The sequence below is a fragment of the Streptomyces sp. NPDC048516 genome (assembly GCF_043199875.1).
Lineage (GTDB): Bacteria > Actinomycetota > Actinomycetes > Streptomycetales > Streptomycetaceae > Streptomyces.
Window position 1 is genome coordinate 184,501 of sequence record NZ_JBICWS010000009.1, and the last position, 16,204, is coordinate 200,704.

Sequence of the window (16,204 nt, forward strand, 5' to 3'; positions counted from 1 at the left end):
GTGCGGCGTCACATCTCCTGGTGGATCCGGTCCAGATCGGCGGTGAGCGCATCGAGCCAGATCACCGAGTCGAGGAGCAGCGCGGCCGAGAGCGCGTGGGCCTCCCGGTCCGGGCAGTGGCGCGGGACGGCCGGGGCCACCGCCAGCAGGGTGCGGATGTCGAGCGGCCGGGCGCCCGCCCGGGGCACCTCGCCGTCCGCGTGCAGATGCCGGGCGAGGGACCGGTAGTCGGCCGCCGTCCGGTCGGCCTCGCGGCGCAGCCAGGCGATGACCTCCTGCGGAGCGATCCGCCCCGGCCGGCCGGGCAGCAGCCGTTCGCCGCGCCGTGCCTCCGCCCCGGCAACCAGCACCGAGGGCCAGTCCGGCTGCCCGGCGCTCTCGTCCCGCAGCTCGCAGTGGTACTGGGCCAGGCTCTCCTGTGCGAGGACGAGGGCCCGGTTGAGCTGGAGGCAGTCCGCGCTGCCGGAGTGGTCGACGACCCGTGCGGTGGTGTACCCGATGGAGTCGGCGATGGCCGAGCACAGTCCTGCCATGCTGCGGCGCACCTCGCGGCCCGCGCCCCGCGGCCAGGCCACCAGCCCGCAGGCCAGTCCGATGAGGCTGCCGACGAGCACGTCCACCAGCCGGACCGGGGCCAGCTGCCAGGTGACGGGGGAGACCTGTGCGAACAGCGTGGCCACGACCAGCGTGAACCCGCCCTGCGCCCAGGCCAGCCCGCGCAGCGGCCCCGCGATGAACGCCACCAGCATCACCACCGGCAGCGCGACGGCGTACACCGTGTCCCGGTCGTGGACCAGCGCCAGCAGCCCGCCGGCCAGCACCGCGCCGACCAGGGTGCCGGCCAGCGCCTGGCGGACCGCGGACCAGGTCTCCAGGCTGGTGGTACGGGTGAGCGTGAGCGTGGCCAGCAGCACCCAGAAGCCGTGCTGCAGATCGAGGAGCCCGGCGACGGCCCGCGCGGCGGCCAGGCCGAGCGCGAACCGGCAGGCGTTCTGGAAGATCACCGAGCGGGGGGTGAGGTGCGTGGTCAGCCGCTGCCACCACAGCTCGTGGAGGCGCGCCTGCGCATAGGAGAAGGTGTGCCCGGCGGGGCTCCGTTCGACGGACCGGTCGCCCAGCAGCAGCCGGGTGGCCAGGGCGAGGACGACAGCGGTGTCGGCGGCCTGCACCACCAGGGACCGGCGGCGCAGATAGACCAGCCGGTCGTCGGCGCTCAGCCGCTGCAGTGCGTCCACGGCCCGGTGGGCCCGCACCGGAGCCAGCTCGCTCTGCAGGACGGCGGCGGACGGACCCTCACCGGGCCGCAGCCGTTTGCCCCGCCGCAGCGCCTGTGCCGCCGCGCGGGCTGCGTCGCTGATGTCCTGGAGCAGTACCACCGTCTCCGCGTGGTAGACGTACTGCGGCCCGACCGAGGCGTGCAGGGCCTCCAGCCGGGACAGCAGCGTACGGACCGCCTCGGTCGCATGCGCCATGGCCTTGTGGGCGAGGGTGGGGGAGGCGGGCAGGTCGGCCGGCGGCACCCGGGACGGGCGCAGCGCGTCCCCGGTCCGGTGCGCCTGGGCAAGCGCCTGCACGGGCAGCGGACCGCCGTGATGGTCCGCCAGGCGCGCCGCGGCGTCGGCCGCGTCGGCCAGCAGGCGGCGGAACGGCGGGGTGTCCGGTTCGGGCACCAGAAAGCGCTGGGCCAGCGCGAGCAGGACCGCGCCCACCAGGAAGCCGGACAGCCGCTGGCCGAGAGCGTCCGGGGCGTAGGGCGGGAAACACGGCAGGATGTAGAGCAGTTGCATCCCGGGGGCGGCCCCGGCGATCTGTGGTCCGGTGGTGCCCGCGTACGCCACCAGGAATCCGACGACGAGCATGCCGAGGACGGCGGCCCACGTCTGCACGGCGAGCAGCGTGCCCAGGGTGATGAGGGCCAGCCCGGCGGGGAGTGCCATGAGCACGGTCGTGGCGCGCTGGCGCCCGGACCCCGGGATCCGGGCGAGCACGCCGAGCGACACCACGGTGAACGTGGCGTAGACGGACATCACGGTCAGACCGAGGGCGTAGCGGCAGAGGTAGAAGGCCACGCACGAGGCCACCGTCACCCGGAGCGCGTTGCCGACCACACAGCGGTGTTCACGGAGGCCGTGCCGTCCGTGTTCCAGCAGGTAGCGCAGTCTGCGCCGCACCATCCCGACGGGCCCGCCGGCCGACGGCCGCGGCCCGGACCGCGGGGAGGTTCCCTGTAGCCGGCTCACCTTTCCACTATTGGCCAGCGGCTCGCGGTCCGCACCGCACAGCCGGCCGCCTCGCGTGGACGGCCCGCGGTTCTCCGCGCGCCGCGGCGGCCCGGCCGGCCGCGGGACCTCGCGGCACTCGTCGGACCGGGTGGGGAGAGGACGCCGGGCATGCCGGGTGTCCCCAAGGAATACCTCTCGCGGGAGGGACACGGGCGCCGGGAATGCGGGGGCGGGGGAGGGGAGTTGGCGATGTCCTGGTCGGGCAGGCGCGGACGCGGACCGTACACTGCGGGACGTGACGGAGAAGAAGGCGGGCGCCGTGAGCGCCGGCGATGCGGAGCGACCTGCACTGCCGGCCACCGGCTGGGCGGTGCTGGGCCTGCTCTCCTTCGGTGAGGAACTGTCCGGCTACGACCTGAAGAAGCGGTCGGACCGGTCGCTGCACTTCTTCTACTGGAGCCCGTCGTTCAGCCAGATCTACGGCGAGCTGAAGCGCCTGGAGAAGGCCGGTTACGCCAGCTCCCGGATGGTCGCCCAGGAGACCGGCACCCGCGACAAGCGGGTCTATGTGATCACCGACGAGGGGATGGCGGCGGTCCGCCACTGGGTGCGTGAGGCTCCGGTGGAACCTCCGGTCCTCAAGCACGGGGTGATGCTGCGGCTGTGGCTCGGTCATCTGCTGGAGGGTGACCGGATGCGTGAAGTGCTGGGCCGTCACCGGGAGTACGCGGAGGCGATGCGCCGGCGTGCCGAGGTGGACGGGGCGGATACCCGCCCCGAAGAGGCCCGGTCCTACCCCTCCCTCGTGATGAAGTGGTCGGAGCGGTACTACACCGCCGAGCGGGATCTGGCCGACGCCATGCTGGCCGACCTGGAGGAGCGGGACCGCAGGCTCCCGTAGGGGCGAACCCGCAGGACACCCGGCAGGACGCCTGGCAGGCCGGCGAGGACGCCCCCTTCGCGGCGTCGGTCCACGGCGTCGGTCCGCGGCGTCAGGAGGCTGCCAGGACGCACGCGCGGCACTCGGCCGGGGTTCCCCAGGCGTCCCGCAGCGGGCGGGCCTTGCGGATCCACAGTGAGAGGTCCAGTTCCGCCGTGTAACCGACGGCGCCGTGCACCTGAAGTGCCGTACGGGCCGCGGCATGGGCGGCCTCCCCCGCCGCGACCTTCGCCGCCGCCACCTCCCGGCCGGCCGACGGGACACCCGCCGCCACCGCAAGGGCCGCTGCGTACACCAGCGGCTGGGCGAACTCCAGCCCGAGCAGGGTGTCCGCCAGCCGGTGTTTGACCGCCTGGAACGAGCCGATGGGCCGGTGGAACTGGGTGCGTTGCCTGGCGTAGGACACCGTCGCGGCCAGCAGCGCCCGGCCGAGGCCGAGGGACTGCGCGGCGGTGACGAGCCGCGCGGCATCGACGGCGTGTGCGGCGGCCGCGGCCACCGCGGGGCCCTTCGCCAGGAGGCCGCCGCCGAGCGGGCGGGCCAGCCGCCGGGCGGGATCGAGCGAGGTCTGTACGGGTCCGTGGGCGACCGTACGGCGCACCGTGTCACCCTCGACGACGAGGACGGCGTCGGCGGCATCGGCGTCCACGGCGTACGGGCCCTGGGCGCACAGGCTCACGACGGCATCGCCCGCGGCGATCCGCGGCAGCAGGTCCTCCGCCAAGTCCCCCGCCGCGGCACTCCCGCCGAGACGTTCCAGGAACGCGGCCGCGGCCACCGTCTCCGCCAGCGGCCCCGGTACGACGTGTCGCCCCAACTCCACGAAGGACAGAGCAAGTTCGACCGGGAGCGGCCCCAGCCCGCCGTGCCGCTCCGCCACGGCGAGCGCGAACACGCCCGCCGCCGCGATCCGCGCCCACAGGTCACGGCCCGGCTTGTGCTCCCCGGCCGCCCAGGCCCGTGCCACGGCCGGGGTGCCGCACGTCCCCAGCAGGGCGTCCAGCGTACGGGCGAACTCCCGCTGCTCGGCGGTCGCAAGGAAGCGCATCAGCGGCGTCCCTTCGGCAGACCGAGCAGCCGCTCGGCGATGATGTCGCGCTGGATCTCGTTGGTGCCGGCATAGATCGGCCCGGCCAGGGAGAAGGTGTACCCCTCGGCCCAACTCCCGTGCGCGGGCGCCTCGTCGGCGTCGTCGGCGAGCATGCCGTACGGGCCGAGCAGGTCCAGGGCGGTCTCGTGCAGGGTGACGTCGAGTTCGGACCAGAAGACCTTGTTCAGGCTCGACTCGGCGCCGATCGACTCGCCGGCGGCGAGCCGGGAGGCGTGGGCGTAGGCGAAGAGCTGATATGCCCTGGCGCCGATCAGCGCGTCGGCCACCCGCTCGCCGAGCGCCGGGCCGGCCGTCCCGTGGGCCTCGCGCCACAGCGCGGCCAGCCGTTCGGCGGCCGCGGTGAAGCGGCCAGGGCTGCGGAGCGTGAGGCCGCGTTCGTTGCCGGCGGTGCTCATGGCGACCTGCCATCCCCGGCCCGGCTCGCCGATGACGTCGGTATCCGGCACGAAGACCTCATCGAGGAAGAGTTCGGCGAAGGCCGGCTTGCCGTCCAGGCGGCCCAGGGGGCGCACCGTCACGCCTGGCGCGTCCAGCGGGAACATCAGATAGCTGAGTCCCTGATGCGGCCGGGGCGCGTCCGGGGCGCTGCGGAACAGCCCGAAGGCGCGGTCGGCGAAGGCGGCCCGGGACGACCAGGTCTTCTGCCCGTTCAGCAGCCAGCCGCCGCCGGTCCGTACGGCGGTCGAGCGCAGCGACGCCAGATCCGACCCCGACTCGGGCTCCGACCAGGCCTGCGCCCAGATGACCTCGCCGCGCGCCATGGGGCCGAGGACGCGGGCGCGTTGCTCGTCGGTGCCGTGCTCGAAGAGGGTGGGCGCGAGGAGGCTGATGCCGTTCTGGCCGACCCGCCCGGGGGCGCCGGCCGCGTAGTACTCCTCCTCGAAGAGCAGCCACTGCAGGAGCGAAGCGCCCCTGCCGCCGTACTCCTCGGGCCAGGAGACCACCGACCAGCGGTCCGCGGCGAGTCTGCGCTCCCACTCCCGGTGGGCGGCGAACCCCTCCGCGGTCTCCAGTGACGGCAGCGGAACGGCGGGCACCTGTGCGGTGAGCCAGTCGCGGGCCTCGGCCCGGAACGCCTCGTCCGCGGCGGTGATGTCGAGGTCCATCAGGCCCCCGCCTCCCGGGCGACGGCCGCACGAGGCCCCCGCGGAGTACCGCTCGGGAGTGCGTCGTGGTGGGCAGCGGGCATCCGCCCTCCTTCCCTGACAAGCGCTTCCCTAACAAGTGTTTGGTAGATTAACGTACCGGCAGAGTGGCGTCGAGGCCCGTTCCCGTGGGGAGCCCTGGCCCGGAATCCGCAGCGGACTGCGGGAAGAGGAGGCTCACGGATGACACCGCCGCCCTATGTGCCGGGCCACCATCTGCTCGACGGCCGGACCGCCGTGATCACCGCGGCCGCCGGAGCCGGCATCGGCGGAGCCACCGCCCGCAGATTCCTGGAGGAAGGCGCCCGGGTGGTCCTCGGTGACGCCCACGGACGCCGGCTGCAGGCCACCGCGCAGGCGCTCGCCGAGGAGTTCGGCGCCGGACAGGTGGCGTCACTGCCCTGCGATGTCACCGACGAGGACCAGGTCAACGCCCTGCTGGACGCCGCCGAGGAACGCCATGGCCGCCTCGACATCGTGATCAACAACGCCGGGCTCGGCGGAACCGCCGACCTGGTCGAGATGACCGACACCCAGTGGGACACGGTCCTCGACGTGACCCTGAACGGCACCTTCCGCTGCACCCGGGCCGCCCTGCGCCGGATGAAGGCCGCCGCCCGCGGCGGCGTGATCGTCAACAACGCCTCGGTCGTCGGCTGGCGCGCCCAGCGCGGCCAGGCCCACTACGCCGCGGCCAAGGCCGGAGTGATGGCGCTGACCCGGTGCGCCGCCATGGAGGCCGCCGAGTACGGCGTACGCGTCAACGCGGTCTCGCCCAGCCTCGCGATGCACCCGCACCTGGCGAAGGTGACCACGCCCGAACTGCTGGCGGAGCTCACCGAACGGGAGGCGTTCGGCCGCTGGGCCGAACCCTGGGAGGTCGCCAATGTCATCGTCTTCCTGGCCGGCGACTACGCCTCGTACATGACCGGGGAAACGGTGTCCGTCAGCTCCCAGCATGCGTGAGGCGCGGTGCGCCGGGCGCCGTGCGGCCCCGGGCGGGCCGCCCGCCGGTATACGTCGGCGGCGGCCGGCACCACCTTGCGGATCCGGCCGGCACCGTCGCAGAATCCGAACCGAGGAGACCCCATGCCCGAGGCCTATATCGTCGACGCGGTCCGTACCCCGGTGGGCAAGAAGGGCGGCGGTCTGTCGGCCGTCCACCCCGCCGACCTGGGCGCCCATGTGCTGACGGCGCTGCTGGCGCGCAGCGGCGCCGATCCGGCCGCCGTCGAGGACGTCGTCTTCGGCTGCCTGGACACCGTGGGCCCCCAGGCCGGGGACATCGCCAGGACGTGCTGGCTGGCCGCCGGACTGCCCGAGGAGGTGCCCGGCGTCACCGTGGACCGCCAGTGCGGCTCTTCGCAGCAGGCCGTGCACTTCGCGGCGCAGGGCGTGCTCTCCGGCACCCAGGACCTGGTGGTCGCGGGCGGGGTGCAGAACATGTCGCAGATCCCGATCGCCTTCGCCAGCCGGCAGGCCGCCGCCCCGCTGGGCCTGACCGACGGCCCGTTCGCCGGCTCCGCGGGCTGGCGGGCGCGCTACGGCGAGGCACCCGTCAACCAGTTCCACGGTGCCGAACTCATCGCCGACGCGTGGCAGATCTCCCGTGCGGACATGGAGGAGTTCGCGCTCCGGTCGCACCAGCGGGCCGTCCGCGCCATCGACGAGGGCCGCTTCGACCGGGAGATCGTCGCCTACGGGGACCTCACCGTCGACGAAGGCCCGCGCCGTCATACCTCGCCGGAGAAGATGGCCGCGCTGGCGCCGGTCGTCGAGGGCGGCCGGCTGACCGCGGCGGTCTCCTCGCAGGTCTCCGACGGCGCGGCCGCCATGCTTATCGCCTCCGAGCGGGCGGTGGCCGAACACGGCCTCACCCCGCGCGCCCGCATCCACCATCTGTCGGTGCGCGGTGCGGACCCCATCCGGATGCTGTCCGCACCGATCCCGGCGACGGCGTATGCACTGAGGAAGACGGGGATGTCCCTCGGCGACATCGACCTGGTCGAGATCAACGAGGCGTTCGCGCCCGTGGTGCTGGCCTGGATCGAGGAGACCGGTGCCGACCCGGAGCGGGTCAACGTCAATGGCGGCGCCATCGCTCTGGGCCATCCGCTCGGTGCGACCGGCGTCCGGCTGATGACGACCCTGCTGCACGAACTGGAGCGCACCGGCGGCAGGTTCGGCCTGCAGACCATGTGCGAGGGCGGCGGCCAGGCCAACGTCACGATCATCGAACGCCTCTGACACCCGGTCCGGCGCGCCACGGAACGTACAACGGGCCCGCCGCGCCCGAGACGGGACCGCCGGGCACCGCCGGGGCCCGGCCCGGGGGACACCACCCTCCCCGGCCGGGCCGCGGCGTTCCGCTCAGCGCGGCAGCGCGCCCAGTGCCGTCCGCGCCCCCGCCATGATCCGGTCGACGAGCTCCGCGCAGGACGGCAGATCCTCGATCACGCCGGCGACCTGCCCGGACGCCATCACCCCGAGATCGGTACGGCCCTCGACCATCGAGGCCTTCAGCAGCATCGGAGTATTGGCGGCCAACAGGACCTGGCTCCAGGAGAGGTCCCGGCCGTGCTTCATCGCCAGGCCGTCACGGACCATCCGCGCCCAGCTCAGGCCGGACAGCTTCCTGAACGACGCGGCCCGCCGGACGGCTCCGAGCAGCGCGGTGGCGCGCCCGGACCGCTCCAGCGCCTCGACCAGCTCACTGCGCAGCATCCGGTGCGGCAGACCGTCCACCTTCGTGGTGACGGTGACGTCCTGGACGCCCGCCGCCAGGTAGCGGTCCTGCACCGCCCGCGGCACGGTGCTGTCCGACGTCAGCAGAAAGCGGGTGCCCATGGCGATGCCGGCCGCGCCGTAGGCGAGCGCCGCGACCAGCCCCCGGCCGTCGAAGAAGCCACCCGCCGCGATCACCGGGATACCGACCGCGTCCACGACCTGCGGAAGCAGCACGCTCGTGGCGACCTTCCCGGTGTGGCCGCCGCCCTCCCCGCCCTGGACGATGACCGCGTCCGCGCCCCAGGCGGCGACCTTCTCGGCATGGCGGCGGGCACCCACGGACGGGATGACGAGCACCCCCGCATCCTTCAGCCGGTCGATCAGCTCACGGGAGGGCGCCAGCGCGAACGAGGCGACCCGGACGCCCTCCTCCACGATCAGGCGCACCCGCTCGCCCGCGTCCGCCGCGTCCGCGCGGAGGTTGACCCCGAAGGGTGCGTCCGTACGGGACGCCACCTCGCGGATCGCCGCACGCAGCTGCGCGACGGTCATGGTGGCCGAGGCGAGAATCCCGAGGGCGCCCGCATCGGCCGCGGCCGAGACCAGCCGGGGCCCCGCCACCCACCCCATGCCGGTCTGCACGAGCGGGTGGCGCACCCCGACGAGCCTGGTCAGCGGCGTCTCGATCCGGGCGTCCGTCATGCCGCCGGCACCTCGCGCTCGCGTCGTCCCTCCGGGTCGAGGACCGTGCGGATCAGCCGGAGTTCGGTGGCGGTGGGCTCCCGGGTGCAGGGCACCTCTTCGGGCAGTGCGAGCGCGAACCCGGTGGCTTCCCTGACCTCCCCGACCGTCACGCCGGGATGCACACTGGCCAGCCGCATCGCGCGGTCCGCGGTCTCGAAGTCGAAGACCCCGAGATCGGAGACGACGCGCGGAATGCGGTGGTAGCGGGTCGCGGACGGCCCGGCGGCGGCCGCGCTGTCGTATCCGACCCCGCAGATCATGTCGACCTTCTCGACGAAGACCCGCTTCGAGTGTTTCGGCACCCAGTAACTGACCGGATTGTTGAGGGTGTTGACCGGCGCGCCGCGGACCCCGAGGAGCTGGCGGGCGGGCTGCTGCCACGTGCCGATGCAGGAGATGTTCTGGTTGCCGAAGCGGTCGAGCTGGCTCGCGCCCATCATCACATGGCGCCGGCCGCCGGTGACCATGGTGAGGTGCCGGCGGTAGGGCAGCCAGCCCTCGGCCGCGCCATCCGGGCCGACGATCATGGCCTCGCCGTCGGTGAGGAGCAGATCGGGGGAGAAGGTACGCCGGGCGAGCCGGGCGCCGATCGACGGGATCACACCCATCGGGCTGGCCAGCACCTCGCCGTTGCCGCGCCAGGCGTCGGCGCAGGCGATGACGCAGTACTCGGCGCGGGTCGTCGTCGTGGGGGTAGCGCTCACTGCTGCTCCTCGTGCCAGGATTCGACCGCGGACCGATACGTCTTCTCGTCCCCGGACAGGAACCGCTCGGCGAACTCCGCCCAGGGCGTGGTGGCGTACAGCTTCTGGAAGGGCTCGTCACGCCCGTAGTCGGGGACGCAGGAGGTGAAATGCGCGCCGTTCGGGGCCTCCACGACTCCGGTGACCGCATGGCGGGCGACCAGGAGGGTCTGCGGGGCGGCCGTGGCGAAGTCGTCCACGAGCCGTTCGCAGGAGACGTACGCACTGTCCGCGGCCTCGCAGAACAGATCGTCGAAGTACGGGTCGGGGCCCAGGTACTGGCCGTTTCCCAGCCGGTCGGCACGGTTGAGATGGACCAGCGCCGCGTCCATGCGCAGGGCCGGCACCGCGACGAAGGTCTCACCGTCCTCGTAGGGCGACGTGACGGTCTTCAGACCGGGGTTGACGCGCATCACGTCCGAGCCGAGGCCGGACCGTACGGGCAGGAACGGCAGCCGGTTGGCGGCGGCGTGCAGACCCCACATGAACATCGCCTCGTCGATCTCCCTCAGCTCGAACGCGCCGCGCTGGCGGGCCGCGCGGAAGTGCGGTTCGAGGGGGATCGAGTCGAGGGTCGCGAACGCGGCGACCAGTGTGCGGATCCGGCCCGCGGCGGCGAGCAGGCCGACATCGGGACCGCCGTAGGAGACCACGGTCAGATCGGTGATGTCGGAGCGGAGCAGCGCCCTTACCAGCGCCATCGGCTTGCGGCGCGAACCCCAGCCGCCGATGCCGAGGGTCATCCCGCTGCGCAGCCGGGAGACGACGTCCTCGGGCGTCATGGTCTTGTCGGTCACGGTCAGCCTTCCTTGGTCGGGGTGGTGCCCGGCGCACCGAAGGTGTCGCGGACGCGGTCGGCGACTCCGCTGAGGTTCGCCTCGAAGGTGAAGCCCTGCTCGAAGCGGTAGCTGCGCCCCACGTCGACGGGGTCGATGCCGTTGAGGGCGGCCTTGGCCAGGCGGAGGAGAAAGCCGTCCTTCCGGGCGATCTCCCGGGCCAGGTCCCGTGCGGCGCCCGGCAGTTGCGCGCGCGGGACGACCCGCCAGACGGAGCCGTGCGCCTGCAGTTCGGCGGCGGTGGCGGTGCGGGAGGTGTAGTAGAGCGCGCGCATCAGGTGCTGCGGTACCAGCCGGGCCAGGTGGGTGGCCGCGCCGAGCGCACCGCGGTCCAGCTCCGGTAGTCCGAAGGTGGCGTCGTCACTGGCCACGATCGCGTCCGCGTTCCCGACGAGGCCGATGCCACCGCCCAGGCAGAAGCCGTGCACCGCCGCGACGACGGGTACCTCGCAGGCGTAGACCGCCGAAAACGCCTCGGCACAGCCGCGGTTGGCGCCGAGCAGGGCCCCGTGTCCGCCGGACGCGGTGTCCCGTTGCATCTCCTTGATGTCGACTCCCGCATTGAAGCCGCGGCCGTTCGCGGTGAGGACGACGCAGCGGACGCCGGGGTCGCGGCCGGCCGTGCGCACGGCCTCGGCGAGGTCGTACCAGCCCTGCACGGGAAGGGCGTTGACCGGCGGGAAGTCCACGGTGACGACGGCGACGCCCTGGTCAGGCTTGGAGGTGGAGACACCCATGAGCAGATCAGCTACCTTTCCACCAAGCGTTTGTTAGGTAGCGAAGTTAGCAGCGGATGGTGCGCTGCGGGAGGGGTGCTCCGTGAGCCTGGCTCTCGATCTGTCCGGGCGGCTGGCCGTCGTCACCGGCGGCACCCGCGGCGTCGGCGCGGGCATCGCCCGCGCCTTCCTGCGGGCCGGTGCGGAGGTCGTCATCTGCGCGCGCCGGCCACCGGACGCCCCCGTCGCGGCGGCCGGCCGCAGCGCGCGCTTCCGCCCCCTGGACCTGCGCGACCAGGCCGCCGTCCGGGCCTTCTTCGCCCGGCTCGCGGACGAGTACGGCCGGCTGGACTGCCTGGTCAACAACGCCGGAGGCACGCCGTACCGGCTGCTGGGGGAGGGCGGGACCGAGCGGCACGCCCGGGTCGTCGCACTCAACCTCCTTGCTCCGCTGACCGCCTCGCTCGCCGCCTACGAGCTGCTGCGGGGCGGGCCGGCCGGCGGTTCGGTCCTCATGATCGGCAGCGTCAGCGGCACCCGGCCCTCGCCCGGCACCGCCGCCTACGGCGCGGCCAAGGCGGGCCTGGACCACCTCGCCCGCTCCATGGCCGTCGAATGGGCTCCCGACGTACGGGTCAACACCCTGGTCCTCGGCATGGTGCGCACCGAACTCGCCGCCCTGCACTGCGGCGACGAGGCGGGGATCGCGGCCGTCGGCGCCACCGTCCCGCTCGGCCGGCTCGCCGAACCCGCCGAGATCGGCGACGCCTGCGTGTTCCTCGCCTCCGACCGGGCCGCCTATCTGACCGGGGCGAGCCTGCTCGTCCACGGCGGCGGGGAGCGCCCCGCCTTCCTGGACGCCGCCACCGTCAATCACCGCACGGTGCCCGACGCCGCCCCCGTCAACCGCCCCACGGCGCCCGACGCCGCCACCGTCAATCACCGCACGGCGTCCGACGCCGCCCCCGTCAACCGCCCCATCCCGCCCCACACCACGAAGGACAACTGACCCGACCGGCAAAGGAGTACGGACATGACCGGCACCGGAATCTGCACGGGACGCGTGGCCGCCGTCACCGGGGCGGGCCGTGGACTCGGCCGAGCCCACGCCCTGGCCCTCGCCGCCGAAGGCGCCCAGGTCGTGGTGAACGACCTCGGGGTGGCCCCCGACGGGGCCGGCGCCTCGGCCGGACCGGCCCAGCAGGTCGCCGAGGAGATCCGCGCCCGCGGCGGCCGGGCCGCCGCCCACACCGGCGACATCACCACCACCGAAGGCGCCGCCTCGCTCATCACCACCGCCCTGGAGGCCTTCGGCCGCCTCGACGCCCTCGTCAACAACGCCGGATTCCTGCGCGACCGGATGCTGGTCAACCTCGGTGAGGACGACTGGGACGCCGTCATCCGCGTCCACCTCAAGGGCCACTTCCTGCCCCTGCGGCACGCCGCGGCGCACTGGCGGGCCGAGGCCAAGGCCGGCCGCACCCCCGACGCCCGGATCGTCAACACCAGTTCGGGGGCCGGGCTGCTCGGCAGCGTCGGCCAGGGCAACTACTCCGCCGCCAAGGCCGGCATCATCGGTCTCACCCTCGTCGCCGCCGCCGAACTCGCCCCCTACGGGGTGCAGATCAACGCCCTCGCACCGGCCGCCCGTACCCGGATGACCGAGCGGACCTTCGCCGCGACGATGGCGGCACCCGCCGAGGGGGAGTTCGACGCCATGGCCCCGGAGAATGTCTCCCCGCTGGTGGTCTGGCTGTCCTCCGCCGGGAGCGCCGGGGTCACCGGCCGGGTCTTCGAGGCCGAGGCGGGCCGGATCACCGTGATGGAGGGCTGGCGCCCCGGCCCGACCGCGGACCGAAAGAGCCGCTGGACACCGGCCGAGGCGGGCGTGGCCGCGCGCGAGCTGCTGGCCGCCGCCGAGGAACCACGGCCGGTGTACGGCGCGCGGTGACGTATGGCGCCATGGGCCGGCCCTCGGGCACAAGCCGGCGGGGTCCGGAGCCGAATGGCGGGGTCTTTGCGGCCCCGGGCCCGTTGCACGGGGCGGATCCGCGGCCCCGGACATCTCTCCTGCCTCGTTCGTCCATCTCGCTCGTCAGCCTGCCGGACGCTCCAGTCCCGCGAGTCCGGCGGCGCGGGCGAGCAGATCGACGAGCATGTCGAAGGTGAGCCGGCCGGTGAACGTATTGCGCTGGCTGGGGTGGTAGCTGCCGAGCACCTGGAGTTCGCGCCGCTGCCCGGTGGCGGGCAGGGTCAGCTGCACGCCGTGACCGAACGCGGGGCGGGGCCGGGGGAGCGGCCACCCCGCGTCGCCCAGTACGGGCAGCAACGCCTGCCAGCCGAAGGCGCCGAGCACCACGACCGCACGCAGGCCGGGGCTGAGGAGTTCGAGCTCCGCCGCCAGCCACGGCCGGCAGGTACGCCGCTCGGCGGGCGTGGGCCGGTTGTCCGGCGGAGCGCAGTGGACCGGCGAGGTGACCCGCACGCCGTACAGCTCCAGCCCGTCGCCCCGGTGCGTGGCGGTCGGCCGGGAAGCGAGACCCACCGCATGAAGGGCCGCGAACAGGAAGTCACCTGAGGCATCCCCGGTGAACATCCGGCCGGTGCGATTGCCACCGTGCGCGGCAGGAGCGAGCCCTACGACGGCCAGCGCCGCATCGGACGGCCCGAATCCCGGGACGGGCCGCGCCCAGTACTCCTGGTCCCGGTACGCCGCCCGTGGATGCGCCGCGACCTCCTCGCGCCACTCCACCAGCCGGGGACAGGCGCGGCAGCGGACCAGCTGGGCGTCGAGCTCCGCGAGCGCGCCGCAGCGCCCGGCGTGATGGACGGGGAAGGCCGCCTCGTCCCTGCCCGGCGAAGACCCCGTGGCCCCGGTTCCGTTCATCCCTTCACGCTACCGAGGCTTTCGCCACGGGGGGCAGTGGTTGCCGTCGGCGCGCGACCCTCCGAAGAACCGGTCCGCCCGGTCGACGATGCGGCACCCACACCCCGCACCGCGAGTTCGCAGGCGAGGGTGAGCCCGGTCGGACCGGCTCCGGTGATGAGTACGTAGATATCTGTCATGGCGCCCCCTCTATCCATTGGTCGTACGGAGTACGAAGCCCAGGTGCTGTTCGGCGGTGACGGCCCCGGGGAGGCGTCCCATCGGCTCATCGGCGACCTGTCCGAACGCGACCGGTTCCCCGAGGGCCTGTGCGCACTGCTGGACGGCGCGGCCGGCAGGTCGGGACTCGGCCTGCCGGAACGGTGACCACCGTGCCGACGGAGGGTGAACGCCGACGCGCCCGATGCCGCCCGACGACTGGCCGGCGAGATCGGCGCGCTCGCCACGGTGGCACTGCCGCAGACTCCCGCGGATCTCGACCGAATCGTCGCCGACTCCCAGACGCCCAACGGGCCGCTGGCCCGGTTCGTGGCCCTCCGGACCCGGGCGGAGGCAGCCACGGTGAGCGTGTCCTACCGCTGCTGGCCTCAGGAGCGGTACCGGGAGGTGCGCGAGGACATCCGTCGCCTGGCCGCCTCGTACGCGGGGGCCGGGGTGAGGTTCCCCGCCGAGCCGTTCCCGGCCATGGTCTGCCCCGGCCCCCTCCCCCCCCGCCGGGACCTCAGGGGCCGTGCGCAAGCCGTGCTCCGGGTCCGCCAAGTCCCCTTTTCAGCACCAGTGTTGTGTGACATATTACTGACGTGCCCACGAGACACAGACAGTCTTTGGATGCTCCGGATGTGGTCATCGTCGGGGCCGGAGTGGTCGGCGCCGCCTGTGCCTACTACGCCGGCCTGGCCGGCCTCGCCGTCACCGTGGTCGACCGCGGACCCGTCGCGGGCGGTACCACCGGCGCCGGAGAGGGGAATCTGCTCGTCTCCGACAAGGAACCGGGCCCCGAACTCGACCTCGCGCTGCTGTCCCTCCGGCTGTGGCGCGAACTCGCCGCCGAGCTCCCGCCGGAGATCGAGTACGAGACGAAGGGCGGACTGGTCGTCGCCTCCGACGAACCCGGCATGGCGGCGCTGCGCGCCTTCCGCGCGGCGCAGGGCAGGGCGGGCGTGCGGAGCGAGTGCCTCTCCGCCGACCGGTTGCGGGACGCCGAACCGCATCTGGCGCCAGGCCTCGCCGGAGGCGTCCTCTACCCGCAGGACGCCCAGGTCCAGCCCGCCCTGGCCGCCGCCCATCTGCTGCGTGCCTCCGGAGCGCGGCTGCACCTGGGCGCGGAGGTCACGGCAGTCCTGCGGGGGCCCGGCGGGGCGGTACGGGGCGTCCGTACCCCGCGGGGCGACATTCTGGCCCCCGCGGTGGTGAACGCCACCGGCACCTGGGCCGGCCGGCTGGCCTCGCTCGCGGGGGTGCGGGTCCCCGTCCTGCCCCGCCGGGGGTGTGTGCTGGTCACCGAACCGCTGCCGCGTGTCGTGCGCCGCAAGGTGTATGCCGCGGACTATGTCGCCGATGTGGCCAGCGGATCGGCGGCGCTGCAGACCTCCGCCGTCGTCGAGGGCACCCCGGCGGGGCCGGTCCTGATCGGTGCCAGCCGGGAACGGATCGGCTTCGACCGCACGCTCTCGGTCGAGGTGCTGCGCCGGCTCGCCGCCCAAGCTGCCGCCCTGTTCCCCGTATTGGCGGGTGTCCGGGTGATGCGCACCTATCAGGGGTTCCGCCCCTACCTCCCCGACCACCTCCCGGCGATCGGCCCCGACCCGCGCCTGCCCGGCCTGCTGCACGCCTGCGGCCACGAGGGCGCGGGTATCGGACTCGCCCCGGCCACCGGCCGGCTGATCGCCGCCGCGCTGACGGGGGCTCCCGGCCCGCTGGATGCGCGGCCGTTCCGCCCGGACCGGTTCCCCGAGGGAGCGGGGGAGGAATGAACGGGGCAGGAATCCGTGCGGCCGGGCCGGAGGAGGGCGGGAGCGGACGGCGGCGAGCGCCGGAGAGCGGCACGGCCGGTTCCGAGGGAATCCACGGGTCAACTGTCCGTCCCGTCCGTCCTGTCCGACCTTTTCGCGCCTCAGCGCTCCCGCACACCAC

15 protein-coding genes and 1 pseudogene are annotated in these 16,204 nt (G+C 73.9%); 8 read left to right on the forward strand and 8 right to left on the reverse strand.

What is annotated here, in order from left to right; all coding sequences use genetic code 11:
- Positions 1 to 8: 8 nt before the first annotated feature.
- Positions 9 to 2,240, reverse strand: a complete 2,232-nt coding sequence (locus tag ACGFR7_RS19910) for an FUSC family protein (RefSeq protein ID WP_393320647.1) — start codon at positions 2,238 to 2,240, stop codon at positions 9 to 11.
- 277 nt (positions 2,241 to 2,517) lie between these two features.
- Here ACGFR7_RS19910 and ACGFR7_RS19915 point away from each other — a divergent pair, with 277 nt between their 5' ends.
- Complete coding sequence (locus ACGFR7_RS19915; protein WP_393320650.1) at positions 2,518 to 3,123, forward strand: PadR family transcriptional regulator; 606 nt, start codon at positions 2,518 to 2,520, stop codon at positions 3,121 to 3,123.
- Between the two features lie 91 nt (positions 3,124 to 3,214).
- Here ACGFR7_RS19915 and ACGFR7_RS19920 read toward each other — a convergent pair whose 3' ends face one another.
- Together ACGFR7_RS19920 and ACGFR7_RS19925 are read right to left on the reverse strand one after the other, a co-directional pair.
- The gene (locus ACGFR7_RS19920; RefSeq protein ID WP_393320653.1) at positions 3,215 to 4,210 is read right to left on the reverse strand and encodes an acyl-CoA dehydrogenase family protein; all 996 of its coding nucleotides are present in this window, start codon (positions 4,208 to 4,210) and stop codon (positions 3,215 to 3,217) included.
- A complete protein-coding gene (locus tag ACGFR7_RS19925) occupies positions 4,210 to 5,379 on the reverse strand; it encodes an acyl-CoA dehydrogenase family protein (RefSeq protein ID WP_393320656.1) in 1,170 nt (389 codons plus the stop codon). Before ACGFR7_RS19925 ends, ACGFR7_RS19920 begins: the two co-directional genes overlap by 1 nt.
- Positions 5,380 to 5,601: 222 nt before the next feature.
- Between ACGFR7_RS19925 and ACGFR7_RS19930 the strand changes: the two genes are divergently transcribed.
- On the forward strand, positions 5,602 to 6,384 hold the full coding sequence (locus ACGFR7_RS19930; RefSeq protein WP_393320659.1) for an SDR family oxidoreductase: 783 nt from the start codon (positions 5,602 to 5,604) through the stop codon (positions 6,382 to 6,384).
- Between the two features lie 123 nt (positions 6,385 to 6,507).
- The gene (locus ACGFR7_RS19935; protein ID WP_393320662.1) at positions 6,508 to 7,665 is read left to right on the forward strand and encodes an acetyl-CoA C-acetyltransferase; all 1,158 of its coding nucleotides are present in this window, start codon (positions 6,508 to 6,510) and stop codon (positions 7,663 to 7,665) included.
- Positions 7,666 to 7,788: 123 nt separating this feature from the next.
- Here ACGFR7_RS19935 and ACGFR7_RS19940 read toward each other — a convergent pair whose 3' ends face one another.
- Genes ACGFR7_RS19940 through ACGFR7_RS19955 form a run of 4 tightly spaced genes read right to left on the reverse strand, consistent with a single transcriptional unit; the run spans position 7,789 to position 11,205 of the window.
- Complete coding sequence (locus tag ACGFR7_RS19940; RefSeq protein WP_393320664.1) at positions 7,789 to 8,847, reverse strand: NAD(P)H-dependent flavin oxidoreductase; 1,059 nt, start codon at positions 8,845 to 8,847, stop codon at positions 7,789 to 7,791.
- Positions 8,844 to 9,593: a CoA-transferase subunit beta gene (locus tag ACGFR7_RS19945; RefSeq protein WP_393320667.1), complete on the reverse strand. Its 750-nt coding sequence runs from the start codon at positions 9,591 to 9,593 to the stop codon at positions 8,844 to 8,846. The genes ACGFR7_RS19940 and ACGFR7_RS19945 overlap by 4 nt, the downstream gene beginning before the upstream one ends.
- Positions 9,590 to 10,429: a CoA transferase subunit A gene (locus tag ACGFR7_RS19950; RefSeq protein WP_393320670.1), complete on the reverse strand. Its 840-nt coding sequence runs from the start codon at positions 10,427 to 10,429 to the stop codon at positions 9,590 to 9,592. The genes ACGFR7_RS19945 and ACGFR7_RS19950 overlap by 4 nt, the downstream gene beginning before the upstream one ends.
- A 2-nt stretch (positions 10,430 to 10,431) precedes the next feature.
- Positions 10,432 to 11,205 (reverse strand): enoyl-CoA hydratase family protein, encoded by a 774-nt coding sequence (locus ACGFR7_RS19955; protein WP_393320673.1) that lies wholly within the window; start codon positions 11,203 to 11,205, stop codon positions 10,432 to 10,434.
- 82 nt (positions 11,206 to 11,287) lie between these two features.
- Here ACGFR7_RS19955 and ACGFR7_RS19960 point away from each other — a divergent pair, with 82 nt between their 5' ends.
- Entirely contained in the window at positions 11,288 to 12,193 is a 906-nt protein-coding gene (locus ACGFR7_RS19960; protein ID WP_393320676.1) for an SDR family oxidoreductase, read from the forward strand.
- Positions 12,194 to 12,217: 24 nt separating this feature from the next.
- Complete coding sequence (locus ACGFR7_RS19965; RefSeq protein ID WP_393320679.1) at positions 12,218 to 13,135, forward strand: SDR family oxidoreductase; 918 nt, start codon at positions 12,218 to 12,220, stop codon at positions 13,133 to 13,135.
- 144 nt (positions 13,136 to 13,279) lie between these two features.
- Here ACGFR7_RS19965 and ACGFR7_RS19970 read toward each other — a convergent pair whose 3' ends face one another.
- Positions 13,280 to 14,071: a uracil-DNA glycosylase gene (locus ACGFR7_RS19970; protein WP_393320682.1), complete on the reverse strand. Its 792-nt coding sequence runs from the start codon at positions 14,069 to 14,071 to the stop codon at positions 13,280 to 13,282.
- Positions 14,072 to 14,248: 177 nt separating this feature from the next.
- Here ACGFR7_RS19970 and ACGFR7_RS19975 point away from each other — a divergent pair, with 177 nt between their 5' ends.
- The 3 genes and pseudogenes from ACGFR7_RS19975 to ACGFR7_RS19985 all read left to right on the forward strand — a co-directional run bounded on the left by ACGFR7_RS19975 (position 14,249) and on the right by ACGFR7_RS19985 (position 16,044).
- A complete protein-coding gene (locus tag ACGFR7_RS19975) occupies positions 14,249 to 14,437 on the forward strand; it encodes a hypothetical protein (protein WP_393320685.1) in 189 nt (62 codons plus the stop codon).
- A gap of 27 nt (positions 14,438 to 14,464) precedes the next feature.
- Positions 14,465 to 14,773: pseudogene (locus ACGFR7_RS19980) on the forward strand (amidohydrolase); the annotation flags it as partial.
- A gap of 137 nt (positions 14,774 to 14,910) precedes the next feature.
- Positions 14,911 to 16,044, forward strand: coding sequence for an NAD(P)/FAD-dependent oxidoreductase (locus ACGFR7_RS19985; protein WP_393320688.1), 1,134 nt, complete (start codon positions 14,911 to 14,913; stop codon positions 16,042 to 16,044).
- Positions 16,045 to 16,204: the final 160 nt, after the last annotated feature.

What these genes read in the sequence shown, in the direction of transcription:
- ACGFR7_RS19920 (WP_393320653.1), bottom strand. Translation starts at nt 4,210, where the DNA reads ATGCGCTTCCTTGCGACCGCCGAGCAGCGGGAGTTCGCCCGTACGCTG.
- ACGFR7_RS19925 (WP_393320656.1), bottom strand. Translation starts at nt 5,379, where the DNA reads ATGGACCTCGACATCACCGCCGCGGACGAGGCGTTCCGGGCCGAGGCC.
- ACGFR7_RS19930 (WP_393320659.1), top strand. Translation starts at nt 5,602, where the DNA reads ATGACACCGCCGCCCTATGTGCCGGGCCACCATCTGCTCGACGGCCGG.
- ACGFR7_RS19935 (WP_393320662.1), top strand. Translation starts at nt 6,508, where the DNA reads ATGCCCGAGGCCTATATCGTCGACGCGGTCCGTACCCCGGTGGGCAAG.
- ACGFR7_RS19940 (WP_393320664.1), bottom strand. Translation starts at nt 8,847, where the DNA reads ATGACGGACGCCCGGATCGAGACGCCGCTGACCAGGCTCGTCGGGGTG.
- ACGFR7_RS19955 (WP_393320673.1), bottom strand. Translation starts at nt 11,205, where the DNA reads ATGGGTGTCTCCACCTCCAAGCCTGACCAGGGCGTCGCCGTCGTCACC.
- ACGFR7_RS19965 (WP_393320679.1), top strand. Translation starts at nt 12,218, where the DNA reads ATGACCGGCACCGGAATCTGCACGGGACGCGTGGCCGCCGTCACCGGG.
- ACGFR7_RS19970 (WP_393320682.1), bottom strand. Translation starts at nt 14,071, where the DNA reads ATGAACGGAACCGGGGCCACGGGGTCTTCGCCGGGCAGGGACGAGGCG.
- ACGFR7_RS19975 (WP_393320685.1), top strand. Translation starts at nt 14,249, where the DNA reads ATGGCGCCCCCTCTATCCATTGGTCGTACGGAGTACGAAGCCCAGGTG.